Genomic DNA, 25233 nt, shown 5'->3' on the forward strand with positions numbered 1-25233 from the left:
TAAGTTCTTTTCAACGCCAAAAAACCAAAAGGATAGCTAAGAAATGTCGAGCTCAGAGGACCTGTTTGAGTGTTATGAAGTTGAAGACGGCGGCGTCGTTATTGGCGACTACCACGGAGACGCCACCGATTTGGTGATCCCCGAAACAATCAAGGGTGAGGTGGTCAGGGGTATATACCGCTATGCCTTTAAGAACAAAGGCCTGAAGTCCGTGGTGTTACCTACAACTCTGGAAGAAATTCACGCGGAAGCTTTCTCTACAAACCAGCTGACGAGTATCTCCTTCCCCGAAAAGCTGTACTACATAGGCCAGGACGCGTTTTACAACAACCGGTTAAAGAGCCTTGTGATCCCAGAGGCAATTACCTACATCGGTCATGGGGCGTTTTCCAGAAACGCCTTGGAAGAGTTGAAAATTGAAGCGCAGCTGGAAACTATTCCCGACTATTGCTTCACACGTAATGCGCTGACATCACTGTCATTGCCAGAATCGGTCGTAGAGATTCGTGTGAGTGGCTTTGCCTATAACAACTTTGTCGATTTGGTGATCCCACACCACATCAAAGAGATCGGCCCCCAAGGCTTTCAAGGCCTCGAGCACATTAAGCGCGTGCGCATGCCGGAGCGGTTTATGAATCGCATCAACAACATTTTTCTGGACTCGGCGATAGAACACGCAGAGTTTTCTGCGCTGTAGCCCGGTGACCTGGGCCGGCCTGTCTGCAGCGACCACCTACGTCGCTGCAGACAGCTTTAGTCGCCGTTTCCACCAGCTTGGGCGCTCTGGCGCTTCTCCTTTTGGTAATCCATACCTTCATAACCCCATATCAGGATGAGCCGTACCTGAGTATTTACATTCTAGATAAAAAGGGAATGGATGAGCTCCTAGAAGGCTACCATGAGTATGCTCAGTATGTAGTTGGGGTTGAGATTTTTGATTCCGGTCGAAATGCCTAACCAAATGGTCAACAGGACGCGCAACTACGCTGCGCTCCGTTGCCGCCCGTTACCACTGGCGTTGAGGCTGTAGAAAAACCCCCGAAATCCCCACCGGTTTTGCTAGGATTGTACAAACAGACAAGGAGTGTCCGATGCTAGAAGCCAAGCCCCGATTCCGGCCCTACAACCACGATCAAAACTCGATGGTGGTGATCAATTACCGGGATCAACTTCAGCCAGGGACTTTCGAGCACGCGGTTCACTACCTGGTCCAGCACAAGCTGGACCTGTCGATCTTTTATCCTCGGTACCGCAACGAGAACACCGGTCGTCGGGCCTACGACCCGGCCATCCTGCTGCCGGTCATTCTGTTTGCGTATTCCCGAGGCATCACCTCCAGCCGTGAAATGCAGTGGTGCTGCGAGACCAACATCCTTTTCAAGGCCTTATCCTGCGATACCGTGCCGCACTTCACCACGCTGGCGAAGTTTGTCAGCAGTTACGCTGATGAAATCGAGGCACTGTTCGAGCAGGTGCTGCTGGTGTGTCATGAGCAGGGCCTGCTGGGGAATGAACTCTTCGCCATTGATGGCTGCAAAATGTCCTCCAACGCCGCCAAGGAATGGTCGGGCACCTTCAAAGAACTGGAGGAAAAGCGCAGCAAGCTGCGACGCCTGATCCGCCACCACCTGCGGGAACACCACGAGAAAGACGAGGCAGAGACCGAGGCCGAACTGGACCGGGACATCCGCCGGGCGAAGACGATCCTCTCGCTGGATGAATCGTTGAAAAAAGTAGACCGCTTCCTAAAGACAAACCGCCCAAGGATGGGCCGGGGGAAGCGGAGCAAGGAAGTGAAGAGCAACATTACCGATAACGACAGTGCCAAGATGACCACCAGCAAGGGCACGATCCAGGGCTACAACGGCTTGGCCACGGTGGACAAGAAGCACCAGGTCATCATCGACGCCCAGGCTTTTGGGGAAGGTCAGGAACACCACACCCTGCAACCGGTACTGGAAACCGTTGAAGCCCGCTACCGCAAGCTGGGCATTGCCGACAGCATCTACCAACAAAACACCATCATCACCGCCGACACTGGCTTCGCCAACGAAGCCAACATGAAGTACCTGCACAATCGACAGATCAACGGCTATATCCCGGACAACAAATTCCGTAGCCGCGACCCGAAGTTCCAGAACCAGAAAGCCAAATACGGCAAACGCCACCAGAGCCAGACGAATACCGGCTGGAAAAACATCATCCCGGCCAGTGAATTCCAGTTCGATCCGGTGAATCTGACGTGCATCTGCCCGGCGGGTGAATCTCTGACCTACCGGAGCCAGAAGGAAGCCGAGAACGGCAAGACCCGGGTTCACTTCGAAGGGCGGTTACTGCAATGCCGGCACTGCCCCAAGAAGCACCGATGTATGCAGAACCCGACGTCCGCCGATCACCGCAAAGGCTCGGGAAGGCAGGTTTCGTTCACCATCGAAAACAAACGCCAGCCCAACTACACCGACTGGATGAGGCATCGGGTGGACAGCCCGGAGGGCAAAGCGATCTACAGCCACCGAATGTCGGTGGTGGAACCGGTGTTCGGCAACATCGGCACCACGAAACGATTGAACCGCTTCAGCCTGCGGGGCAAGAAGAAGGTGCAGGGCCAGTGGCAGCTGTATTGCCTGGTGCACAACATTGAGAAATTGGCGAACTATGGGCACTTGGCGGCATGATGTGAGGGCGAAGGCCCCTCAAAAAGGGCTACAGGAAGCCAATCATAGCGTCCCTGAAGGCGCTGATGTTGCTGAATGGCTAGACAAACACGGGCTGCGAGTCATCGGCCAAGCTGATGCTGGCGACAGAAAAATTGGGGATCAGGTGGTAGGGAGGACTCGGAAACGAGTTTTTCTACAGCCTCGTTGAGGCTGTAGAAAAAAACCGAAATCCCCACCTCAATTGATGGCTGCAAGATGCCCTCCAGCGCCGCCAAGGAATGGTCGGGTACCTTCAAAGAACTGGAGAGAAAGCGCAGTAAGCTGCGACGCCTGATCCGCCACCACCTGCAGGAACACCACGGACGACTCGGAAACGAGTTTTTCTACAGCCTCGTTGTGTACAAGGAAACAAGGAGGAAAGTATGTGGAATCGAGGAAAAGTTACCAGGAATTCAAGAAAAAGTATGAGGAAGTGCGGCTAGATGTGTATAAGGAGGTTCCTTAAGCAATCAATATGCCGCTGGTGAAGTTGACACCGATCAATAACCTTGCATTAGCAAAATACAGGGAGTGGAGTGTCGGTACTACCACAAGGAAACCTCCTAATGGTGGATGGGACTGGGCTACATGGTCAACGGTATATAGAGAAAAGTACCCGAAGTGTACCGAGATTGCCATATGGTACGGGGGAACGCTTTGTGGGCTTGCTCTCGGCAAGATGTCTGAAAAGAATGTGCACGTAAGGCTTGAGGTTTTGGAGGGCTCGACTTCCCCGATCCACCCTTTGAAAGGGCGGGTCGCCTATATTGCACTGACAGCGGTTGAAATGTTTGGTTATGCACTTGGCGCCGAAGAGTCAAGGGTTATAGATCCAGTTGATGGAGCAATAAGAAGTTACGGGAAGCTTGGGTATAGACTTTTTACTGCTGCCAAAAAAAAACCGAGATATATGAGCAAAGTGTTGTAAGGAGACGGTACGATGAATAGATTTGAGACTAATGAGAAAGATGAACCAACGACTGATTCAATGCGAAAAAAAGTCAGGGAATATTCGAAAAAGGTCCGTGAGAACAAGCCAGTTCTTGCCCCCAAAGAACCTGAAGGAAAGATTAATAATACCTTCAGAGACTGATTGAAAGTGTAGGGTGGGTTATGAGTGAAAACAGTGAATCTTCGCATGATCCTTCTGTCTCCGAGGCGAGGAAACGAGTCAGAGAGAGAGCTAAGGAGTTAAGAAAGAAAAATCTTGTTCCACCAGTGGATGAGGATGAGCCTTTGGGGCGACTATCTGGTGGACCTGAGCATCTTGATCTCGAGGATGACGAGAATTCTGACAAGTAGTACACAACAAAGCCAGTCACGGCGATGGCTACAACATTGCGGCTTCGCCTCCATTCCGTAGCCGCGCATGCTGGCTGGCGCTAAAAGTTAAGGATGACCATGCAGTATTTTGGCCCGGCTCTTCTCACTATTCTTGGGTTGGTAGTTATTTATTCTGCCGCATTCGTGACGTATCACGTATCGCGATCTGATTCGCTTGAAGTGGGCCAGAAACGAGCCATTGTCTTATTCGTATGGCTGGTTCCATTGATAGGCCCCACTGTGACAGCTGCCGCGCTAGGGGATGAGTTCGTAGGGCAGAATAGGAAGCCAAGCGTCCCATTGCTAAGCTACATTTTCTTGGGCTCAGTGTTTTCATCGGCACAAGACCAGAAGGGTGGGCCCTCACATGCTCAGGGAACTGATTCCTCGGGTGGAAGTGATACAGACTTTTAACAAGTCGCTGTTGTCAAAAAATTTTCTGCCGCTATGCGGCTCCAAGATTGCAGCAAGGTTTCGCATTAGCCTCAAGAGAAGGATAGTCACCAGTGAGTACGGTGGAAATAGCAAGACATTCAAGAAAGTTACTCCTGCTACGCTTTGCAATCGTGGTAGCACCTTTGTTTTTCTTCATCGTCATACTAGAAGTTGATCGGTATGCGCAAGTTCGAGATCACCTAATAAGCATACTCTCCGGCTATCTTCCTGTATTGTTTGCCATCTTCGGTCTCACGATTCTTATATTGGCCTATAGAGCACATAGCCTTTCATCAGGAATAAAGGCACTTTTGGTTCGGGGAGAAAGCGCGTCCAACGACGAAATAAAGGAAAGCGCCAAGAACCTGAAAAAGTTATTCACTTCGCTCTTAGGGGCGGCGAAACTGAGTATATATGCTGTTATCCCCTTGTATTTGTCGGGGGCAACATACAACTTAGCCGTTCTGTTAGCTCTTCCGTCGGTTCTTGCGTACGGATATTGCTTAAGGCACCCCTACCTCTTGGCAGTGGGGAGATGCTAACAAGTGGGTGAAGTCCACTGCTGGAATCATCGGCTGATTTGGGTGATATGTGGCAGATGACTATTCAGTCAAGAGGATATATGGGTGCGGCTACGAAGTTTTTGATCTTATACCTAATTCCAGTGATTTCCTTGGCTGTTACGTTTGTTGCGTATCTATTTGTTTATGGAGAGAGTGTTGATCATCTTCTAATAGATTTTTCCTTGGTCTTGGTTATGTCAGGTTTTCTGATTTCATCGATTCTCAGTTTTAAGCTGATTTTTCAGTTTTTAGGTGACAACATAAATTACTTGGGTATAACGTTTGCTGTGGTCGGGTGGCTGGTAGGTTCGATTCCAATAAGTTTATATGCGGTTTTTCTTGTACAGTGACTGCAACCAACAACGCACACATAACGCGGTGTTACGTTTCGTCGTCGACAATGTATAGAGTATTTTAATGAATATAGAAATAATCGGTGATCGCGAGTTTATCAGCTCTGTTCAGGAGCAAGGCGGTGTTTGGGTGCTAATGGCTGGCCAAGCGCTTTATGCCTTACAGGCGGATGGTGGCAGGGCTCTTCCTGTTTGGTCATCCGCAGAAAAAGCAGGAGCGTTCGCTGAGAAATTGAGCCAAAAAGGACTGTCCCCGGTGTTCGTACCGATGAGCAATTTCCTGGGTGCTGCCTGGTTGGGTTCGTCGAGCCTCCAGATCGTTGATGTTTTGGCTTCGCCTCGCTACGGCCAGGAATCTCTCACCTACACAGCAGAGGACCTCCGTGCCAGACTCAAAACGTAACAGTGCGCGGCCTGCGGTCGCCGGACGTCCCTGACGAGCCTTTGCTGTACCCCGTGCTACAGCGAGAATTCCGAGTCATGGCGCCTGATACTCATCCGATTCAAAATTGGATGGTATGAGAACGAAAGGTCTTGGCCGCAGTACTGGCTGGCCAGGCTGTGATGCCTGAAAATCTGCGATGACGCGTAACCGCGAAAACTGGCAGGGGCAGCTAACGTTTCATCGATGACTGGGTTCGTCAACGGGAAGAGGCCGGTCAAGTGACCGGCCTCTTCTGTCTGGCTTTTACGACGGCCAGTTAGCGGGCGTAGGATTTGATCGGTTGTTTGGTTTGAGTATTTTGATGGCTTGGGAGGCCCAGAAAGCCCACATTGTTATTCCACTCCTGGACAACCTGGGTCGTGACTGACCCATCGGTGTCGACCACGAAGTTCACCACATGCCACCAATCACCCTCAGAGCCCTGGGCATTTGCCGGTGAAAACACCTGGGTTTCACCATCTATAGACAGCTCTACCCTGGCCGGCGAGTCAGAGATCGTTCCTGAGCCGGCGTAACGCTTGACCATATATCGGTAGGTGCCCGGGTATGGGAACCGCGAGACCGTAGTAACTTCAGGGCCAAAACTGCGGGTGTCGTCAACATCCAGGTTGATTGTTGCATCGTCATAGATTTCGGTCTTGTTGGCGAAATAGAGGTGGAACTCTTCGCTGCCGTCGGCATTCGCCGGGCCGTAAAGGTGACTGTCCAGGTCAGATGGATTCTGCCCCCAGGTCAAAGTCAGAGCAACGGAGGCCTGGAACAGAACCAGGTCTTCGGACAGTGTGGTATCACTGTTGCCGACGGTGATCTCACGGGTATTCGACAGGGTAAGACGGGTTGCTGAGATCAGCAGTTCGGAATCGGGACGAACCTGAAGGGAAAAGGTTCCGTCAGCGGCGGTACGGGTTGAGGAGCCACCAATGTAGTCCTGGCCCTGGGAACGGACAATGGCGTCGGCAATCGGGTTGCCTGCCTCGTCTACCACGCGACCAGAGATGGTGATGGCGTCGTAGAGGACATCCGCATTCCAGCTGGTGAAGTGGTTGACGGTGCCTTCATAGAACCATTCGCCGTTTTGTTCCACCTTCTGGGCGCTGCCTTCTTCACGCCAGATAGTGTCCTGTTGATCAAAATAGAACAGCGGAATGTTCCAGGGAGATTGGGACGGTGAGCGGGCATCCGCGATGGGAATGCGGATTGTGGCAGATCGACCTTCGGCCAGTTGCAGGTTGTCGCCGGCTTCACCGTGGAAGGTGGCTGTGATCGCGCCCCAGGATTCCATCAGCCCTTCTTCACCATCTGCTCCGATGGCTTCGTAGCCACCAGGCATGCGGCTGGGATCGCCCGATGGATCAATCACGGTAAGGTGAGCGGTGACATTGCCGCTGTATGGATTGCCGTCGGAATCAACAAAGCTGTTGGCGTCCAGCTCGACCAGGTCAACGCCATCGACACTCAGGGCGACCGCCTGACCGGCATTGAAAGTGTCCATGACATCAGCAGGCAGCAGTGACAGTTCGAGATTTTCATTGTTCCAGCTGAGGTGTTCGCCGGCAATGACGGAGGTATCCCCGAAACCGTTGGCCGACGCGTTGACTGCGATACGCTCCAGCTCTCCGGGGGCATTGAAGGCAAAGCGACCATTGGCGTCGGTGGTAACGGTTTCCAGTGCGCCGCGACCTGCGGTCGTAGCTGTGACGGCGGCATTGGGTACGGGATCGCCGGTGTAGTAATTACGAACCACTCCGGAGAGGCTCTGATTCTCTGGGTTGCCGGTATCGGGTCCACCGGTCGGTGAGTCATCGGAAGAACCGCCGCATCCGCTCAACCCGAGGATTGCGAGGGTGCTGAATGACAACGTTCGGAACGTGGCTGCGCGAACACGCGGGGCAGATGGGTACTTCGAAAGCACAGTTAGCCTCCTTGGCTTTTGGATAATCCTGACGACTCCGGGTGAATCGTTTTCGCCCCTGCGATGGGATTGCAGAGGCGGTCTGAGTGACAACAAAGACGACAGATTGTATCGGCGAGATTTGAGAATTGCCAGCCTGGCCTGTTCGGCTTTTGGTCTGATGCCCGATCAGTCCGGCAATGCCTCCAGATGCTCTTCTATCAGCGCCACAAACCGCTCCGGCGCCTCCACGGGCAGCATGTGGTTGGCGTCTGCCAGTATCACTTCGCGGCTGCGGGGCAGGTGGCTTCGGGCGGCGTTGCAGACCACGCGGAACAGTGGCCGGGTGTTTTCGCCACGGGCGATGGTGGTGGGGATGTTCAGGCCGGCCAGGGTTTCTGCGGTGAGGTTCGGGGTCTCGTTCTGGTGCAGCTGCAGGTCCAGGCTGCCGGCGTTGTCCAGCTGTTGCTGGCGAACGGCGTCCGGCTGGCGGTCGAAATAGCCCGGAGCCCCGCCGGAGCCGTCGATCAGCTGACGCACGGCCTCGGGCCATTGGGCCTCTGCCGCCAGCGGAAACACCGGTTCGAACATAGCCTGGGCATCGGCACCGAACTCCGCCATGGCCTCGTCTGCGAGATAGCCCGGAAAGCCGGGGTCACACAGGCACAGGCTGGCAAAACGCTGCGGTGCCAGGGTGGCGGCATTGAGGGCGACGTCGGCGCCGTAGGACCAGGCCACCAGGTGGACCCGCTCCAGCGCAAGATGATCCAGCAGGGTCAGCAGGTCCCGGGCATGGGTGTTGAGACCGAATGAACCTGGCGCCGGCTGGGTTTCGCCGAAGTGGCGCAGGCAGGGCACGATGACGTCGTAAGACTTGGCCAGCGACGCCTGGTGAGGCGCCCACAGGCGTGGATCGGCCAGCGCACCGTGCAGCAGGATCAGGGCATCGCCCTGTCCCTGGCGCTGGTAGGGCATGAGAAATTCGGAGTTGGACTTGGTCATGTTGAAGGCCTGCGAACTGGACGGTTGGTTGTCGTGGTGAATCAGTGAATCTGTCCGTCGCAGCAGTATCGCCTGTCGGTTCGGGTTGCTCAACATGCTGAATTGTCGAGGATAATCTGGTGAACGCGGGTGATAGAGGATAAAAAAGCCGGCCTCAGTGTCCCGTCCGGTGAATTCGCTGATCTACTGCGTCGCTCTGGGGCTCTTGGCCAAGGCGCCAGTGCGCAGGTGTGGTGGTTCCACATCAAGCGCTGGCAACACCGGCCAAGAGCCCCAGAACGGCGCCCTTTGGGAGCCACTGAAAATGTTGATAGACGCGTTTTCAGTGGCTCAGTTGATTAGCGAATTCACCGGACGGGACACCAGGGCCGGCAAAGCACAGTAAGTCGAGGTCGATGAGTTCAGGGGTTGCGGAATTCGGCCTTGGGGCCCAGGTAGTACCACCAGTTCAGCACCAGGCAGCCGGCGTAGAACAGGGCGAAGCCGTACAGTGCCATTTCCGGGGTGGCCGCCTTGATCTGCTCGCCGAACACCTGGGGGATGACAAAGGCGCCGTAGGCCGCCACTGCGGAGGTCCAGCCCAGGGCCGGGCCGGCCTGTTCCTTGTCGAACACCATGGCGATGGTGCGGAAGGTGGAGCCATTGCCAATGCCGGTGGCTGCGAACAGCACCAGGAAGAGCAGCAGGAAGGGCATGAAGAATTCCTGCGGGGTGGCGGAGCTGTACGCCAGCTTCAGGTAGTAGGCGACCCCGAGTGAGCTGGCGATCATCACGATGGCGACAATACCGGTGACCAGGGCGCCGCCGACCTTATCGGCAATCCAGCCGCCGACCGGGCGAATCAGCGCGCCAATGAACGGGCCCATCCAGGCGTACATCAGCGCGGACGGGCCGTCCGGGTTGACGATGTCGTGGGTCATGGCGCCGTCCACCATCACGTGCTGATAGCCGAACACCACCTTGATCGCCAGGGCAAAGCCCGCTGAAAAGCCGATGAAGCTGCCAAAGGTCATGGTGTAGATCACGCTCATGATCCAGGTGTGCTTATTGGAGAAGATCCGGAACTGGCGCTGCAGGTTGGGTTTGATCTCGCCCGGAATCAGCTTCAGCAGCAACACCGTGCCCAGCAGGATGCCGCCAATCACCGGCCATTTCGCCCAGTCCGGTGCGCCCAGCCCGACCGGCTGCGGCAGGATGATGTAGAGCCCTGCGGCGGCGGTCAGAAAGCCCACCGCCAACATGCCGCCAATCTTGCCGAAAGCGCCGGCCGGGCTGCCAATGTTGGGAGACACCGCCTCGGTACGGATGTTGTTCATGCCGAACCAGCCCGCCAGAGCCAGTGGAATCAGCAGCAGCAGCCAGACAAAGCCGGCGTTGTGAATCCAGGTTTCGCTGCCGGCGGGGATCTTGCCGATCAGGGTGCCGGAGGTGTTCTCCAGGATCATTGGCTCGCCGCCGAAGACGCCGAAGGTCATCACCAGGGGCACCAGAATCTGCATGGTGGTGACCCCGGCATTGCCCAGACCGGCGTTCAGCCCCAGGGCGAGGCCCTGCTGACGCTTGGGAAAGAAAAAGCTGATGTTGGACATCGATGAGGCGAAGTTGCCGCCGCCGATACCCGACAGAAACGCCAGCAACTGGAACACCCACAGCGGTGTGTCGATGCTTTGCAGCGCGAAGCCGGTGCCGATGGCCGGGATCATCAGCAGCGCGGTGGTGAAGAAGATGGTGTTACGACCACCGGCAATGCGGATAAAGAAACTGCTCGGAATCCGCAGGGTGGCGCCGGTCAGGCCGGCGATGGCCGTGAGGGTGAACAGCTCCGCCTTGGGAATGGGAAAGCCCAGGTTGAGCATCTGTACGCTGATGATGCCCCAGTACAGCCACACGGCAAAGCCGCACAGCAGGCTGGGAATGGATATCCAGAGGTTGCGGTTGGCAACCTGCTTGCCGGTGGTCTGCCAGAACTGGTCGTTCTCGACATCCCAGGTTTTCAGGTCGGTCATGGTCGGGTCCCCGCGTTAATTGGCATGGGCTGGTGAGTCGGTCGCTTCCGGATGGCTCCGGTGGCGCTTGGAAGGTGCGTTGGTATCGGTTTCGCGGCCGTAGTCCGGCTGAATCTCCGGCAGGTAGCGGGCCTGGTCGCCCTCCCGCAGTTCCGGGTGACGGCGGTTCTCCATGCGTACGATGGCACCGTGCATCCACAGGAAAGACACCAGCACGATGGCGAACAGCAGCATGAAACAGCTGGTCCAGACGCCAATCAGGTCGTTCATGGCGCCGAAGGTGATAGGCAGCACAAAGCCGCCAAGGCCGCCGATCATGCCCACCAGACCACCGACGGAACCGACGTGATCCGGGTAGTAAACCGGGATGTGCTTGTACACCGCGGCCTTGCCCAGAGACATCATGAACCCGAGGGTGACGGTGAGCATGACGAACAGGTAGACCGGAACCACGATGGCGAACTCGATCGGGCCCTCAATGCCCCGGACCACGTAGCTGGTTTCCGGATAGCTGAGGATGAACAGGCAAATCAGTGACACGCCGTAGGTCCAGTACATCACCCGGCGGGCACCGAAACGGTCAGATAACCAGCCGCCGAAGGCCCGGAACACGGAGGCCGGGGCGGTGTACAGTGCCGCCAGCATGCCGGCCTGCTCCAGGGTCATGTCGTAGGCGCCAACGTAGTAGCGCGGCAGCCAGGAGGCCAGGGCAACGAAGGCGCCAAACACGAAGAAGTAGTACAGCGAGAAGCGCCAGACCTGCAGGTTTTTGAGTGGCGCCAGCTGCTGTTTCAATGGCACCGCACCGCTGCCGCTCTGCTGTTCCCGCGCCCGGCGGGGGTCGTTTTCGGTAAGCAGCCAGAACAGCACGGCAATGGCCACCAGCACGCCAGCGTAGATCTGCGCGGTGCTCTCCCAGCCAAACGCCACCACCAGGAATGGCGCGGCGAAGTTGGTTACCGCAGCGCCGACGTTACCGGCGCCGAATACGCCCAGTGCGGTGCCCTGGTGCCCTTTGTCATACCACTCCGAGATATAGGCCACACCGACGATGAACGAACCCCCGGCCAGCCCGACCCCCAGCGCCGCGAGCAGGAACAGCTCGTAGGTGCGCACGGTGGACAGCAGGTACACCGCCACCGCCGTGGTGAGCATCAGGACCGTGAACACCAGCCGGCCACCCATGCGTTCGGTCCAGATGCCAAGGAAGATCCGGCTGATTGACCCGGTCAGGATTGGCGTCGCCACCAGCAGCCCGAACTGGGTGTCCGACAGCCCCAGCTCCTGTTTGATCTTCACGCCGATGATGGAAAAGATCGTCCACACCGCGAAGCAGGTGGTGAACGCCAGGGTGGAGAAAAACAGCGCCTTGTGGGCTTTGGGAGGGTTGTACTCCTGTTCGCTCAACATGGTTGTGCCCTCGTTGGTTTGGTTTGCAACTGGAACGATTACGGCACAGCCCCTTGAGCCCGAAATTGACATACATCAAAAACCGCCGGCACCTACCCCATACGCGCCGGCGGGCTATTACCCCCGATGGATCAGGGGGTAAGGCGGGCGCAAACGGGTTATCCACTTTGCCCCTTGCGAGTACCTCCAAAGGGGAAGCGATCCCGGCCGTCAGCTTGCCTAGCATGGTGGGGTAGTCATGTTCAGGAGCCAGCGATGACCTCCCGCAAACAACGACCACTGATCTATGCCTGCTCCGGTTGCTCGGATGTGGCACAGCTGGCCAACAGCGCCGCCGTGCGACTCGATCATCGGGGAGCGTTCGAGATGTCCTGCATCTCTGGCGTTGGGGGCAAGGTGCCGGCACTGGTGAAGACCGCCCGCTCCGGTCGGCCGGTGATGGCGGTGGACGGCTGCCCCCTGCACTGTGCCCGGGCCTGTCTGGAAGGGGTGGGGGTCACGCCTGATGACCATGTTCGGCTCTACGACTTTGGCTTTCGCAAACACTATGGCCGCAGCTATGACGATGACGCGGTTGAAGAGGTTTGCGACGCCATTCTGGTGCGGCGGGAACGTCTGATTCCGCTGTTGCAACTCGACGCTTCTGGAAGCTGCTGATGGTCCACAACTACCAATCCCTGATCGAAACCGCGCTGATCCAGCCGGAGCCCCAGCGCCTGCTGTTCGTGTTCTGCCGTGCCGAACTGCCGGACGACGCCAGTGCCGGTGAGCGGGCGGCGTTCCAGCGGGGGGAGGGCGGTGCTCTGACGCCGGTGATCTGCGTCGACAAGGCGCCGGCGGAGGTGACCCGCTTCCACGACCTGGAGATGGAATCCCGCCAGACCGGGCAGGACTGGGATGTGGTGTTTGTCGCCGCGATGTCGGGACGTGCCGGGGTGGCGCCGGCATCGGAAGAAGCCCAGCAACCACTGACCATGATGGTCGAGTCCATTCGCCTCGGCCACATTGCCAGCTACCTGCCGCTGAATCGCCATGGCCAGGCCATCAGCCTGGATCAGTAGTCCCGGATCAGCGCCCTTGATCGACAGTCCCTGATCGGTACTCCCGGATCAGCGGTTCCGGATAGATGGCCCTGGAAAACAGTTCTGGAAAAACAGTCCTGGATCAATAACCCGTCGCTTTCCCGAACCGGTTGATGGTTATCAATTTATTGGCTGTCGCCGCTGGTTAGGGTGGCAGCCAGGTCGGGACCTTCCCGGCACCAACCAGAAGAACGATAGAACGATGAGAGTGGGAACAACCGTGAAGTTGTCTGTTGTCCTGACGCTGTTGCTGACGATGCTGGGGATGGCGTCTCCGTTGCTGGCCATGCCGGTGGCCGAGTACGAGCCGCTGGCTGCCCGCCAGGTGGTGGCCGACGCCATGCCGGAAGTGGATCGTCTGGAGCCCCGGGAGGACAACCGGGCGATCCTGGCGCTGTACGCCGGCGACACCCTGAAAGGCTATCTCTACCAGACCCTGGACTTTGTTCAGACACCGGCTTACTCCGGCAAGCCGGTGAACGCCGTGGTGGTGATGGACCCGCAGGGGCAACTGCTGGCGACGAAGGTGATTGAGCACCACGAGCCGATCCTGCTGGTGGGCATTCCCGAGCGCCGGCTGCACGAATTCACCGATCAGTATATCGGTCTGGCGGCGGACCAGCGGGTCACCGTGGGTGGCTCCAGTGATGGCAAGCGGGTGGCGGTGGACGGGGTGTCCGGTGCCACGGTGACGGTGATGGTGATCAACGAAGTGATCATGCGTACCGCTCACAAGGTTGCGGTTGAGCTGGGGCTCGTTGACGGTCATGCCAGCAAGCGTCCGCCAGTGGCGGAGATTGTCGGCAAGGCGGAGGCCGACAGGAACTGGTCAACGTTGACCGGCGATGGCTCCATCCGGCGTCTGCTCCTGACTCAGGAGCAGGTGGATGAGGCTTTCCGCGGCACCGCCGCTGACAAGGGCCGGCAGGCCCGGCATGGGCGCCAGGACGGACCGGTGATCGATTTGTACGCCGCGTACCTGAATGCCCCGGGCATTGGTCGCAGCCTCCTCGGAGACCGTCAGTACGACTGGTTGATGTCCGAGTTGCAGGAGGGCGAGCATGCCATCGCGGTGATGGCCAATGGCGAGTATTCCTTCAAGGGCTCCGGCTACGTTCGTGGCGGTATCTTCGATCGCATCCAGATCCGCCAGTTTGGCGACACCTTCAACTTCCGCGACCTGGACTACCATCGCCTCAGCGATGTCTACGCCGAAGGCATGCCGGCGTTCCGGGAAATGGCGATATTCATCGTGCGCCAGCAGTACCGTTTCGACCCCGGCACCGAATGGTCGCTGGAACTGACGGTCAAACGCCAGACCGGTCCGCTGGACAGCGAGTTCCAGGTTTTCCCGCTCAGCTACCAGTTGCCGTCGCAGTACTACGTGCGGCCGGAGCCGGTCCTCAGCGAAGCCGATCGTCTGGCCGAGCAGCCCCTGTGGGTGCAGGTGTGGTATCAGCGCCAGTTCCAGGTGGGCGTACTGGCTGTGGGCATCGCGGTGCTGTTGTTCATTCTGTTCTTCCAGGACTGGCTGGTGCGCCGGCCCAAACTGATGCGCTACCTGCGTCACGGCTTTCTGGTCTACACCCTGGTGTTCGTCGGCTGGTACGCCCTGGGGCAGCTCTCGATAGTGAACGTGCTGACTTTCGTCCACAGCCTGATGGGCAGCTTCAGCTGGGATACCTTCCTGATCGATCCGATCCTGTTTGTGCTGTGGGCCGCAGTGGCCGCCATTGTGCTGCTGTGGGGCCGGGCGGTGTACTGCGGCTGGCTGTGCCCGTTCGGGGCGTTGCAGGAGCTGGTGAACGAGATCGCCCGCAAGCTCAAGGTGCCCCAGTACAACCTGCCGTTTGCCGTCCATGAGCGCTTGTGGGCGCTCAAGTACCTGATCCTGCTGGGGCTGTTCGGGGTGTCCCTGGAATCCATGGCGACCGCCGAACAGCTCGCGGAAGTGGAGCCCTTCAAGACCGCGATCACCCTGCGCTTCGACCGTGAATGGCCGTTCGTCACCTACGCCGTGCTGCTGGTGGTGGTCAACCTGTTCACCCGCAAAGTCTACTGCCGCTACCTCTGTCCACTGGGTGCCGCGCTGACCCTGCCGACCCGCTTCCGAGTGTTCGACTGGCTCAAGCGTCGCAAGGAGTGCGGTAACCCCTGCCGGCTGTGTGAGAAGGAATGTGAGGTCCAGGCGATCCACCCCGACGGCACCATCAATTACATGGAATGCCACTACTGCCTGGACTGCCAGATGACCTATTTCGATGACCACAAATGCCCGCCGCTGATCGTCAAACGGCGGGGTAAACGCCGGGGACGTAATGCCCCGGGGCGGCCCGAGGAACGCATTCCTGCGGTAGCCGTGGATTGACCAAGCCAACAGGACCCCTGTTTCTGAACCCTTATTCCTGAGTTGAAAACGGAGCACCGAACCATGAAAAAAGAACAGAACGAACAGCAAGAAGCCCCGCAGGGCGGTCTCAGCCGCCGGCGTTTCCTGGGTGCCACTGCCGCTGCTGGTGTGGTGGGTGCCACTGGTCTGGGGACGGCGGTGATGTCCCGGGAAGCCTGGGCGGACGCCGCTATGGAAGCCCGCAACAAGGCGGTGGTACATCCCGGCGAGCTGGATGAGTACTACGGCTTCTGGAGCGGTGGCCACTGTGGTGAGGTCCGGGTGCTCGGGGTGCCGTCCATGCGCGAGCTGATGCGTATTCCGGTGTTCAACGTGGACTCCGCTACCGGCTGGGGCATCACCAACGAAAGCAAGGATGTGTTGGGCCATGACAACACCTATCTCAATGGCGACGCCCACCACCCCCACATATCCATGACCGACGGTCGTTATGACGGCAAGTACCTGTTCATCAACGACAAGGCCAACACCCGGGTGGCCCGTATCCGGCTCGACATCATGAAGACCGACAAGATCACCACGGTGCCCAACGTGCAGGCGATCCATGGTCTGCGGCTGCAGAAAGTGCCCCAGACCAACTACGTGTTCTGCAATGCGGAGTTCGTGATCCCTCAGCCTAACGATGGCTCCGAGTTTGCCCTGGAAAACAGCTACACCATGTTCAACGCCATCGACGCCGAGACCATGGAAGTCGCCTGGCAGGTGATCGTCGACGGCAACCTCGACAACATGGACGCCGACTACACCGGCCGCTACGCCGCCTCCACCTGCTACAACTCCGAGAAAGCTGCCGACCTGGCCGGCACCATGCGGGCTGATCGGGACTGGGTGGTGGTTTTCAATGTTGATCGCATCGAAGCGGCCGTGAAGGCCGGCAACTTCAAGACCATTGGCGACTCCCAGGTGCCGGTGGTGGACGGTCGCCATGGCTCCGAGCTGACCCGTTACGTGCCGGTGCCGAAAAACCCCCACGGCCTCAACACCTCGCCGGATGGCAAGTACTTCATCGCCAACGGCAAGTTGTCACCGACCGCCACCATCATCGCCATCGACCGGCTCGACGACCTGTTCGACGACAAGTTCGATGATCCCCGAGATGTCGTAGTAGGTGAGCCGGAACTGGGCCTGGGGCCCCTGCACACCACCTTCGATGGTCGCGGCAACGCCTACACCACGCTGTTCATCGACAGCCAGGTGGCGAAATGGAACATCGAAGATGCTATTCGCCACTACAACGGCGAGCAGGTGAACTACATCCGCCAGAAGCTGGACGTGCATTATCAGCCGGGCCACAACCATGCCTCCCTCACCGAGTCGCGGGATGCCGACGGTCAGTGGCTGGTGGTGTTGTCCAAGTTCTCCAAGGACCGCTTCCTGCCCGCCGGGCCGCTGCATCCGGAGAACGATCAGTTGATCGACATTTCCGGCGAGGAGATGAAGCTGGTCCACGACGGTCCGACCTATGCCGAACCCCATGACTGCATCCTGGTGCGTCGGGACCAGATCAAGACCCGCAAGATCTATGACCGCGACGACCCCTATTTCGCCAGCGCCCGTGCCCAGGCGGAGAAGGACGGTGTCACCCTGGAGTCGGAGAACAAGGTGATTCGCGACGGCAACAAGGTGCGGGTGTACATGACCTCCGTGGCGCCGACCTATGGCCTGACCGAATTCCGGGTCAAGCAGGGGGATGAGGTCACCGTCTATGTCACCAACCTGGACACCATTGAGGACGTAACCCACGGCTTCTGCATGGTGAACCATGGCGTCAGCATGGAGATCAGCCCACAGCAGACCAGCTCCGTCACCTTCACCGCCCATTCACCCGGGGTGCATTGGTACTACTGCAACTGGTTCTGCCACGCCCTGCACATGGAGATGGGCGGCCGGATGATCGTCGAGAAGGCCTAGGACGGCGAATGGAAGGCCCGTGGCTTTGCTGCGGGTCTTCCTGCCGGGACCGCAGTAACTCACAGGCCACCAAGGTTTTTCATGATGATGAAACGGATTCTGTTGGTCATGACCGTGCTGATTGGCCTGACGGCGTCGCCGGTGTGGTCGCAGGCCGGTCTGCAGCCGCAGCTTGATGCCATGGCCGAGGGCAGTGTGCTGACACTTCCAGCGGGCACCCTGCCATCCCTCCGGGTGACGGTGCCGGAGGTGACCATCCGCTGTCACCAGGACACAGTGATCGACGCCGGTGGCGACGGCCATGCTGTGGTGATCGCCGCGCCTGGCGCCACCCTGTCCGGTTGTCGAATCCGCAACTGGGGAGCCGATCTCAACAATCTGGATGCCGGCGTCTTTGTGACGCGGGCCGCCGAGGGTGCCGTGGTGGCGGACAACGATCTCCATGGCCCCGGTTTCGGCGTCTGGCTGGACGCCACGCCGGATGTGACCGTTCGCAACAACCGTATTCAGGGCAACCCGAACCTGCGCTCCCAGGACCGGGGCAATGGTATCCACCTGTTCAACACCCAGGGCGCCCTGATTGACGGCAACCGTATTCGCCAGACCCGGGATGCCATCTACATCGAAACCGCCAACCACAACCGCATCGTCAACAACGACATGAGCGACCTGCGCTATGGCATCCACTACATGTATTCCCACAGCAATCATCTGGAAGGCAATGTCACCCGCAACACCCGCACCGGTTATGCGCTGATGCAGAGCAAGCGACTGACGGTGGTGAACAACCGCTCCGAGAACGACCGCAATTACGGCATCCTGATGAATTTCATTACCCAGTCCGAGCTTCGTGGCAACCGCATCGTCGGGGTCCACCAGGGCCAGAGCGGCGGCGTCGACATTCAGGGCGCCGAGGGCAAGGCGGTGTTTATCTACAACTCGCTGTACAACACCTTCAGCGACAACGTCTTCCGCGACAGCGATATCGGCATCCACCTGACCGCCGGCTCCGAGGACAACCAGGTCAGCGGTAATGCGTTCATCGATAATCGCCGCCAGGTCAAATACGTCGCCACCCGGGAGCAGGAATGGTCCAGCGAGGGCCGGGGCAATTTCTGGAGCGATTACCTGGGGTGGGATCGCAACCAGGATGGCATCGGCGACGTCGCCTACGAACCCAACGATCAGGTCGACCGCCTGCTGTGGACCTACCCCGAGGCGCGGGTTCTGATGCACAGCCCGGCGGTGGACACTCTGCGCTGGGTGCAGCAGGCGTTCCCGGTCATCAAAGCCGCCGGCGTCAGCGATCACCATCCGCTGATGCGGCCACCCCGATCACACAGTTTGTCAGCGAATTTACCAGAGCGGACACCAGGCCAGGAGGCGCCATGAGCTGTTTTGAACTGACCCAGGTGCACTACCGCTACGATCGCCAGCCGGTGCTCAGGGACCTCTCCCTGGCCCTGGCGCCAGGCCAGATCCTGGGGCTGTTTGGCCACAACGGTGCCGGCAAGACCACCACCATCAAGCTGATCCTGGGTCTGCTGACCCCGGATCAGGGCCGGCTGTCGGTGCTGGGTGGCGAGGCTGGTGATGCCTCCGTTGCCCGACACATCGGCTACCTGCCGGAAAACGTGATGTTCTACCCCCAGCTCAGTGGTCGCGAGATCCTGCGCTACTTTGCCCGCCTCAAGCGGGTGTCTGAAACCCAGGTGCCGGAGCTGCTGGCCCAGGTGGGGCTGACCGACGCCGCCGATCGCCGGGTGCGGACCTACTCCAAGGGCATGCGCCAGCGTCTCGGGCTGGCCCAGGCCCTGCTCGGCTCGCCGCGGCTGCTGATGCTGGACGAACCGACGGTGGGCCTGGACCCGGTTGCCACCGCCGAACTGTACCGGCTGTTGCAGCGACTTCGGGATAACGGCACCGGCATCGTGCTGTGTTCCCACGTGCTGCCCGGCGTGGAGCCCTACATCGACCAGGCCGCGATCCTGTCCGCTGGCCAGCTTCAGGCCTGTGGCGATCTGGCCCAGTTGCGCCGTCAGGCTGATATGCCGGTGCGGTTGAGTCTTCGCAGTGGTCGTGGCGATGGTCTGCTGTCTGCGCTCAATGGCCATATTCCAACGCTGTCGACGCTGCAGCCAGGGCCCGACACCCTGGTGGTGGAGGTGCGGGCCAGCGACAAAATGGCGGCCATCGAGGCGCTGCTGGGCGCCGGTGGCGTGGACGACCTGCAGGTGCATCAGCCCACCCTGGAGGATCTCTACTGCCACTTTATCCAGGCGCCGTCGTCAGCGGACGCCGCCGATCACCAGGGAGGGGTGTGACATGACCGCCATCTGGACCATTGCTCGCAAGGAACTCAACGACAGCCTGCGCAATCGCTGGCTGCTGGCCATTGCGGTGGTGTTCGCCACCCTGGCCATGGGGATTGCCTGGTTCGGGGCTGCGGCCTCGGGCAGCGTCGGCTACGTCACCACCCCGGCGACCATCGCCAGCCTGGCCAGCCTGGGTATTTTCCTGATTCCGCTGATCGCCCTGCTGCTGGCCTACGACGCCATCGTCGGCGAGGACGAGGGCGGCACCCTGTTACTGCTGCTGACCTATCCCCTCAGCCGGGGTCAACTGCTGTTGGGCAAGTTCCTCGGTCACGGCCTGATTCTGGCGCTGGCCACGTTGTTGGGTTTTGGTCTGGCGGGAGTGGCCATTGTGATGCTGGTGGATGATGTGGCGGTGGTGCCGCTGGCGCTGGCTCTGGGTCGTTTCATTCTGTCATCGGTGCTGCTGGGCTGGGGCTTTGTGGCGCTGGCTTACCTGGTCAGCGTACGGGTCAGCGAAAAACCGGTCGCCGCCGGCCTGGCGCTGGCGGTTTGGTTCCTGTTTGTGCTGGTGTTCGACCTGCTGCTGCTGGGCACACTGGTGGCCGGTGAGGGCGCGATCCGCCCGGACCTGCTGCCCTGGTTGCTGCTGCTCAATCCAACAGACATCTACCGGCTGCTCAACATCGTGGCGTTTGGTGACGCCAGCCAGTTGACCGGGGTGCTGAGCCTGGGGGCGGACCTGCCCTTCGGTGCCGGCGGCCTGTGGCTGGCGCTGCTGGTGTGGGTGGCGGTGCCTTTTACCGGGGCCTGGGCCCTGTTTCGTAACCGGAGAATCTGATCATGGCTGTACTGACATTCTGGACGCCTCGCCAGGGGCGAGCGGCGGGCTCTGTCCCTGGTGCTTCGCAGGCACCTCTGTTGCCACTGTCGTTCTCGATGACGTTGCCGTTTTCGATGACGTTGCTGCTGGCACTGCTGCTGGCGCTGGGCGGCTGTTCCAAGGCGCCGGAGGAGGCGGCAACGCCGCGACAACCGGTGAACTTCCAGTCCGGTGACGAGTGCCACGTCTGCGGCATGGTGATCCAGTCCTTCCCCGGGCCCAAGGGCCAGGCCATTGGTGCTGGCAGCCAGGCGAACGGCCCATCGGTGAAGAAGTTCTGCTCCACCCGTGATCTGCTGGCCTGGAAACTCCAGCCTGAGCATCGACGCCAGGACGACGCCCTGTTTGTTCACGACATGGCCCAGACCGAATGGGCACATCCGGCGGACACCGCGCTGATCCCGGCGGAGACGGCGGTGTTCGTGGTGGGCTCCAGCCGCCAGGGCGCGATGGGCCCGACCCTGGCGTCATTTGCCGAGCCGGCGGCGGCGCGGGCGTTTGCCGAACGCTATGGCGGCGAGGTGCTGGGCTATGACCAGCTCACCCTGGATCATCTGATGCCCGGCCACGGCCATGAAAACGGCCATCAGGGCATGGCCCACGGGGCAAATATGGGAATGGCCGCAGAGCACTGAAAGGTGCGGCCACCCGGAGCGGATCATGGCAACTTCCCGGTGAGAATGATTGCTGTTATTGACTGTCGGCTTGAGTTGTAAGTACATGAAAAAAATATTCTTTCCGCCCGGTCAGCGTTGATCAATATCAAAGGGTTCGGGCTATCCGGTTCCTAAGATGACAGAGAGTTCAGGGATGCAGTCCTCAACCAACTACTCTGTCCAAGGAGTTCGTCATGACCCGCAGAGGCACCCCCACCGCCCCCCGAGGGGGCAAACTGTTACTGGCCACATTGATATCCGCCCTGTCCCTGTCCGCGACGGGGTTGCAGGCGGCGGAAAACCCCGAAAACGCCAACGCAGCCTACCAGGGCGAGGCGTCGGCGGTGGACCCGAATGCCGCCCGCATTGTGCATAGCCCCGGCGCGCCGGACCTGACCGAGGCCGAGTTCGAGCAGGCCAAGACGCTCTATTTCCAGCGTTGCGCCGGCTGTCACGGCGTCTTGCGTAAGGGTGCTACCGGTAAGCCGCTGACTCCCGACATCACCCAGGAGCGCGGCCAGGCCTACCTGGAAGCACTGATCACCTACGGTTCTCCCGCAGGGATGCCGAACTGGGGCACCTCCGGCGCCCTCAGTGAGGCGGAGATCACCACCATGGCCAAGTACATCCAGCACGAACCGCCGACTCCGCCGGAGTGGGGCATGTCCGCCATGCAGGAATCCTGGAACCTGATCGTGCCGCCGGAAGAACGGCCCACCCGCCAGATGAACGATCTCAACCTTGGCAACCTGTTCTCCGTCACCCTGCGGGATGACGGCAAGATCGCGCTGATCGACGGTGACACCAAGGAGATCGTCAAGACCATCGAAACCGGCTACGCCGTGCATATTTCCCGCATGTCCGGCTCAGGGCGTTACCTGCTGGTGATCGGTCGTGACGCCAAGATCGACATGATCGATCTGTGGGCCGAGGAGCCCACCAAGGTTGCGGAAATCAAGGTAGGGCTGGAGGCCCGTTCGGTGGAGACCTCCAAGCATGAGGACTACATGGACACCTACGCCATCGCCGGTGCCTACTGGCCACCCCAGTACACCATCATGGACGGTGAAACCCTGGAGCCCTTATCCATCGTGTCCACCCGTGGCATGACGGTAGATACCCAGGAATACCACCCTGAGCCGCGGGTGGCGGCGATCATCGCCTCTCATGAGCACCCCGAGTTCATCGTCAACGTCAAGGAAACCGGCAAGGTGCTGCTGGTGAACTACGAGGACATCGAGAACCTCAAGGTCACCACCATTGGCGCCGCGAAGTACCTGCACGACGGCGGCTGGGACAGCACCCACCGCTACTTCATGACGGCGGCCAACCAGTCCAACAAGATCGCGGTGATCGATTCCCGCGATGGCGAGCTGGAAGCGCTGGTGGACGTTGGCAAGATTCCCCACCCCGGTCGCGGTGCCAACTTTGTGCATCCGCAGTATGGCCCGGTATGGGCTACCAGCCACCTGGGTGATGAAACCATCGCACTGATCGGTACCGACCCTGAAGGCCATCCCGATTACGCCTGGAAGCATGTCGATACGATTCACGGTCAGGGTGGCGGCTCGCTGTTTATCAAGACCCACCCCGAGTCCGAGCACCTGTACGTGGACACCACCTTCAACCCGGACCCGGCGATCAGTCAGTCGGTGGCGGTGTTCAACGTCAACGACCTGCAGGCCGGTTATCAGGTGCTGCCCATTGCCGAGTGGGCCGATGTGGGTGAGGGCGCCAAGCGGGTGGTGCAGCCAGAGTACAACGAGGCCGGTAACGAAGTCTGGTTCTCGGTGTGGAGCGGCAGCGAGGAGGAATCCGCGCTGGTGGTGGTCGACGATGAAACCCTGGAGCTGAAGACCGTGATCAAGGACGACCGGCTGATCACCCCGACCGGCAAGTTCAATGTTCACAACACTCAGTACGACGTGTACTGAGCCCAGGCCGGGCAGGTCAGGCCTGCCCGGTCACAAACCGATGGAGACCCAACCATGAAACCCAATCTGATCCCGATATTGGCGGTCTTGCCCTTGCTGGCCGCCCCAGTTGCCCAGGCCAGCGACGGTGAGGCGCTGTTCAAGAGCAAACCGTGCGCGGCCTGCCACGCCGTGGACACCAAAATGGTAGGCCCGGCACTGACCGAGATTGCTGCCAAGTACAGCGACCAGGAAGGCGCGGTGGACACCCTCGCCGACCACATCAAGAACGGCACCCAGGGTAACTGGGGCCCGGTGCCCATGCCGCCGAACCCGGTGACGGAAGAAGAAGCCCGGACCCTGGCGGAATGGGTGCTGGAACACTGATGGCACGGCGCATTGCGAGTGTCGCGGCCGGCGCCTGGCTGTTGCTGGCGCTGCCGGCCACGACCCTGGCGGCGCCGCCACCGCAGGCACTGACACCGGAGCACCGTCAGCGCCTGCACGACCTGTTGGTGCAGGACTGCGGTTCCTGCCATGGCCTGCGGATGACCGGTGGCCTGGGCCCACGCCTCACCCCCGAGACGCTGGCCGGCAAGGACCGGGAAAGTCTTGAGGCCACGGTGCTCCATGGCCGCCCCGGCACCGCCATGCCGCCCTGGCAGGGCTTGCTGGATCAACGCGAGGTGGCCTGGATGATCGACCAATTGCTGCAAGGAGTGGAACCATGAAACCCCGCCTGGTGCCGTTGTTGCCGTTGTCGCTGGCGTTATTGCTGGCGCTGATGTTGAGTGCCTGCGCCCAGTCGCCGGCGCTGCGTGCCACCGGTGACCTGGGGATCATCGTCGAACGTGGCAGCGGCAGCCTGCTGCTGGTGGAACACAGCCATCAACGCCGGCTGGCAAGAATTGAGGGGCTGGGGGACCTGTCCCACGCCTCGGTGGTGTTTTCCCGCGACCAGCGCTACGCCTACGTGTTCGGGCGCGATGGTGGCCTGACCAAGGTGGACCTGCTACGCCAACGCATCGACCGCCGGGTGGTGCAGGGGGGCAACAGTATTGGTGGCGCCATCAGTCAGGATGGTCGCCTGATTGCCGTGGGCAACTACGAGCCCGGCGGCCTGCGGGTGTTTGATAGTGACACCCTGGAACCGGTGGCGGATATTCCCGCGCCTCTGCTGGACACGGCGGCCGGTGTCGACAGCAAGCGGTCGCGGGCGGTGGGGGTGGTGGATGCCCCAGGCCAGCGGTTCCTGTTCAGCCTGTTCGACACCGGCGAAATCTGGTCGGTGGACATGACCGAGCCGGCGTCCCCGGAGATCAGCCGTTACCACGACATTGGCCGCCAGCCCTACGATGCCCTGCTGACCTCTGACGGCCGTTACTACCTGGCCGGGCTGTTTGGTGAGGATGGCATGGCGCTGCTGGACCTGTGGCAGCCCGAGGCTGGCGTCGAACGGGTGCTGCACCACTATGGCCGCGGTGACCAGCGGCTGCCGGTGTACAAGATGCCTCACCTCGAAGGCTGGACGGTGGCGGGTGACAGTGCGTATGTGCCGGCGGTTGGCCGCCATCAGGTGCTGGTGCTGGACCGCAATAACTGGCAGCAGACCGATGCCATCGAGGTGGCCGGCCAGCCGGTGTTTGTGATGGCGCGGCCCGATGCCCGCCAGATCTGGGTCAACTTCGCGCACCCGGATAACCACCTGGTGCAGGTGATCGACACCCGCAGCCACAGGATTATCGACACCCTGGAGCCCGGCCCCGGTGTGTTGCACATGGAGTTCACGCCCCGTGGCGAGCAGGTCTGGCTGTCGGTGCGGGACGCCGGCGAGGTCCAGGTCTGGGACCCGTATCGGCTGACCCGGATGGCGACCCTGCCGGCGGAAAAGCCCAGCGGCATCTTCTTTACCAGTCGCGCCCATGAAATCGGGCTTTAG

Annotated in this window: 21 protein-coding genes; 17 read left to right on the forward strand and 4 right to left on the reverse strand. The window is 59.8% G+C overall.

Annotated elements, in window-relative coordinates:
- The first annotated feature begins 43 nt into the window (after positions 1 to 43).
- The 5 genes from MLD24_RS01075 to MLD24_RS01095 all read left to right on the forward strand — a co-directional run bounded on the left by MLD24_RS01075 (position 44) and on the right by MLD24_RS01095 (position 5773).
- Positions 44 to 697: a leucine-rich repeat domain-containing protein gene (locus MLD24_RS01075; protein ID WP_248163261.1), complete on the forward strand. Its 654-nt coding sequence runs from the start codon at positions 44 to 46 to the stop codon at positions 695 to 697.
- A 394-nt stretch (positions 698 to 1091) separates the two neighbouring features.
- Positions 1092 to 2675 (forward strand): IS1182 family transposase, encoded by a 1584-nt coding sequence (locus tag MLD24_RS01080; protein ID WP_248163262.1) that lies wholly within the window; start codon positions 1092 to 1094, stop codon positions 2673 to 2675.
- Positions 2676 to 3171: 496 nt separating this feature from the next.
- Complete coding sequence (locus MLD24_RS01085) at positions 3172 to 3624, forward strand: hypothetical protein (protein WP_248163263.1); 453 nt, start codon at positions 3172 to 3174, stop codon at positions 3622 to 3624.
- A 12-nt stretch (positions 3625 to 3636) separates the two neighbouring features.
- The gene (locus MLD24_RS01090; protein WP_227174357.1) at positions 3637 to 3789 is read left to right on the forward strand and encodes a hypothetical protein; all 153 of its coding nucleotides are present in this window, start codon (positions 3637 to 3639) and stop codon (positions 3787 to 3789) included.
- A gap of 1645 nt (positions 3790 to 5434) precedes the next feature.
- A complete protein-coding gene (locus MLD24_RS01095) occupies positions 5435 to 5773 on the forward strand; it encodes a DUF2750 domain-containing protein (protein WP_248163264.1) in 339 nt (112 codons plus the stop codon).
- Between the two features lie 298 nt (positions 5774 to 6071).
- Here MLD24_RS01095 and MLD24_RS01100 read toward each other — a convergent pair whose 3' ends face one another.
- The 4 genes from MLD24_RS01100 to MLD24_RS01115 form a co-directional block, all read right to left on the reverse strand.
- Positions 6072 to 7559 (reverse strand): carboxypeptidase regulatory-like domain-containing protein, encoded by a 1488-nt coding sequence (locus MLD24_RS01100; RefSeq protein WP_248163265.1) that lies wholly within the window; start codon positions 7557 to 7559, stop codon positions 6072 to 6074.
- Between the two features lie 336 nt (positions 7560 to 7895).
- Entirely contained in the window at positions 7896 to 8708 is an 813-nt protein-coding gene (locus MLD24_RS01105) for an alpha/beta fold hydrolase (protein WP_248163266.1), read from the reverse strand.
- Between the two features lie 401 nt (positions 8709 to 9109).
- A complete protein-coding gene (locus MLD24_RS01110) occupies positions 9110 to 10714 on the reverse strand; it encodes an MFS transporter (RefSeq protein ID WP_227174365.1) in 1605 nt (534 codons plus the stop codon).
- A 15-nt stretch (positions 10715 to 10729) separates the two neighbouring features.
- Complete coding sequence (locus MLD24_RS01115; RefSeq protein WP_248163267.1) at positions 10730 to 12124, reverse strand: MFS transporter; 1395 nt, start codon at positions 12122 to 12124, stop codon at positions 10730 to 10732.
- A gap of 255 nt (positions 12125 to 12379) precedes the next feature.
- Between MLD24_RS01115 and MLD24_RS01120 the strand changes: the two genes are divergently transcribed.
- From MLD24_RS01120 to MLD24_RS01175, 12 genes are all read left to right on the forward strand, one after another.
- Positions 12380 to 12781: a putative zinc-binding protein gene (locus tag MLD24_RS01120; RefSeq protein WP_227174369.1), complete on the forward strand. Its 402-nt coding sequence runs from the start codon at positions 12380 to 12382 to the stop codon at positions 12779 to 12781.
- A complete protein-coding gene (locus tag MLD24_RS01125) occupies positions 12781 to 13185 on the forward strand; it encodes a ribonucleotide reductase subunit alpha (RefSeq protein ID WP_248163268.1) in 405 nt (134 codons plus the stop codon). The genes MLD24_RS01120 and MLD24_RS01125 overlap by 1 nt, the downstream gene beginning before the upstream one ends.
- A gap of 277 nt (positions 13186 to 13462) precedes the next feature.
- On the forward strand, positions 13463 to 15574 hold the full coding sequence (gene nosR, locus MLD24_RS01130; protein ID WP_248163356.1) for a transcriptional regulator NosR: 2112 nt from the start codon (positions 13463 to 13465) through the stop codon (positions 15572 to 15574).
- 63 nt (positions 15575 to 15637) lie between these two features.
- Complete coding sequence (nosZ, locus tag MLD24_RS01135) at positions 15638 to 17527, forward strand: TAT-dependent nitrous-oxide reductase (protein WP_227174373.1); 1890 nt, start codon at positions 15638 to 15640, stop codon at positions 17525 to 17527.
- 87 nt (positions 17528 to 17614) lie between these two features.
- Positions 17615 to 18919, forward strand: coding sequence for a nitrous oxide reductase family maturation protein NosD (locus MLD24_RS01140; RefSeq protein WP_248163357.1), 1305 nt, complete (start codon positions 17615 to 17617; stop codon positions 18917 to 18919).
- Positions 18916 to 19851: an ABC transporter ATP-binding protein gene (locus MLD24_RS01145; protein WP_248163269.1), complete on the forward strand. Its 936-nt coding sequence runs from the start codon at positions 18916 to 18918 to the stop codon at positions 19849 to 19851. The genes MLD24_RS01140 and MLD24_RS01145 overlap by 4 nt, the downstream gene beginning before the upstream one ends.
- Position 19852: 1 nt before the next feature.
- Positions 19853 to 20683, forward strand: a complete 831-nt coding sequence (locus MLD24_RS01150; protein WP_227174377.1) for an ABC transporter permease — start codon at positions 19853 to 19855, stop codon at positions 20681 to 20683.
- A 98-nt stretch (positions 20684 to 20781) separates the two neighbouring features.
- Entirely contained in the window at positions 20782 to 21360 is a 579-nt protein-coding gene (locus tag MLD24_RS01155; protein ID WP_425562306.1) for a nitrous oxide reductase accessory protein NosL, read from the forward strand.
- A gap of 215 nt (positions 21361 to 21575) precedes the next feature.
- On the forward strand, positions 21576 to 23315 hold the full coding sequence (locus tag MLD24_RS01160; protein WP_227174381.1) for a nitrite reductase: 1740 nt from the start codon (positions 21576 to 21578) through the stop codon (positions 23313 to 23315).
- A gap of 54 nt (positions 23316 to 23369) precedes the next feature.
- Positions 23370 to 23681, forward strand: a complete 312-nt coding sequence (locus MLD24_RS01165; RefSeq protein WP_227174383.1) for a c-type cytochrome — start codon at positions 23370 to 23372, stop codon at positions 23679 to 23681.
- On the forward strand, positions 23681 to 24025 hold the full coding sequence (locus tag MLD24_RS01170; protein ID WP_248163271.1) for a c-type cytochrome: 345 nt from the start codon (positions 23681 to 23683) through the stop codon (positions 24023 to 24025). The genes MLD24_RS01165 and MLD24_RS01170 overlap by 1 nt, the downstream gene beginning before the upstream one ends.
- Positions 24022 to 25233 (forward strand): cytochrome D1 domain-containing protein, encoded by a 1212-nt coding sequence (locus MLD24_RS01175; protein WP_248163272.1) that lies wholly within the window; start codon positions 24022 to 24024, stop codon positions 25231 to 25233. Before MLD24_RS01170 ends, MLD24_RS01175 begins: the two co-directional genes overlap by 4 nt.

The sequence above is a fragment of the Marinobacter xestospongiae genome (assembly GCF_023156385.1).
In the GTDB taxonomy this organism is placed as follows: domain Bacteria; phylum Pseudomonadota; class Gammaproteobacteria; order Pseudomonadales; family Oleiphilaceae; genus Marinobacter; species Marinobacter xestospongiae.

Excerpts from the sequence above, each read along its gene's own strand:
- MLD24_RS01120 (WP_227174369.1), top strand. The coding sequence starts at position 12,380 with ATGACCTCCCGCAAACAACGACCACTGATCTATGCCTGCTCCGGTTGC.
- MLD24_RS01075 (WP_248163261.1), top strand. The coding sequence starts at position 44 with ATGTCGAGCTCAGAGGACCTGTTTGAGTGTTATGAAGTTGAAGACGGC.
- MLD24_RS01095 (WP_248163264.1), top strand. The coding sequence starts at position 5,435 with ATGAATATAGAAATAATCGGTGATCGCGAGTTTATCAGCTCTGTTCAG.
- MLD24_RS01160 (WP_227174381.1), top strand. The coding sequence starts at position 21,576 with ATGACCCGCAGAGGCACCCCCACCGCCCCCCGAGGGGGCAAACTGTTA.
- MLD24_RS01140 (WP_248163357.1), top strand. The coding sequence starts at position 17,615 with ATGAAACGGATTCTGTTGGTCATGACCGTGCTGATTGGCCTGACGGCG.
- MLD24_RS01080 (WP_248163262.1), top strand. The coding sequence starts at position 1,092 with ATGCTAGAAGCCAAGCCCCGATTCCGGCCCTACAACCACGATCAAAAC.
- MLD24_RS01165 (WP_227174383.1), top strand. The coding sequence starts at position 23,370 with ATGAAACCCAATCTGATCCCGATATTGGCGGTCTTGCCCTTGCTGGCC.
- MLD24_RS01085 (WP_248163263.1), top strand. The coding sequence starts at position 3,172 with ATGCCGCTGGTGAAGTTGACACCGATCAATAACCTTGCATTAGCAAAA.
- MLD24_RS01170 (WP_248163271.1), top strand. The coding sequence starts at position 23,681 with ATGGCACGGCGCATTGCGAGTGTCGCGGCCGGCGCCTGGCTGTTGCTG.
- nosZ (WP_227174373.1), top strand. The coding sequence starts at position 15,638 with ATGAAAAAAGAACAGAACGAACAGCAAGAAGCCCCGCAGGGCGGTCTC.
- MLD24_RS01155 (WP_425562306.1), top strand. The coding sequence starts at position 20,782 with ATGACGTTGCCGTTTTCGATGACGTTGCTGCTGGCACTGCTGCTGGCG.
- MLD24_RS01090 (WP_227174357.1), top strand. The coding sequence starts at position 3,637 with ATGAATAGATTTGAGACTAATGAGAAAGATGAACCAACGACTGATTCA.
- MLD24_RS01115 (WP_248163267.1), bottom strand. The coding sequence starts at position 12,124 with ATGTTGAGCGAACAGGAGTACAACCCTCCCAAAGCCCACAAGGCGCTG.
- MLD24_RS01125 (WP_248163268.1), top strand. The coding sequence starts at position 12,781 with ATGGTCCACAACTACCAATCCCTGATCGAAACCGCGCTGATCCAGCCG.
- MLD24_RS01175 (WP_248163272.1), top strand. The coding sequence starts at position 24,022 with ATGAAACCCCGCCTGGTGCCGTTGTTGCCGTTGTCGCTGGCGTTATTG.
- nosR (WP_248163356.1), top strand. The coding sequence starts at position 13,463 with ATGCTGGGGATGGCGTCTCCGTTGCTGGCCATGCCGGTGGCCGAGTAC.
- MLD24_RS01110 (WP_227174365.1), bottom strand. The coding sequence starts at position 10,714 with ATGACCGACCTGAAAACCTGGGATGTCGAGAACGACCAGTTCTGGCAG.
- MLD24_RS01150 (WP_227174377.1), top strand. The coding sequence starts at position 19,853 with ATGACCGCCATCTGGACCATTGCTCGCAAGGAACTCAACGACAGCCTG.
- MLD24_RS01105 (WP_248163266.1), bottom strand. The coding sequence starts at position 8,708 with ATGACCAAGTCCAACTCCGAATTTCTCATGCCCTACCAGCGCCAGGGA.
- MLD24_RS01145 (WP_248163269.1), top strand. The coding sequence starts at position 18,916 with ATGAGCTGTTTTGAACTGACCCAGGTGCACTACCGCTACGATCGCCAG.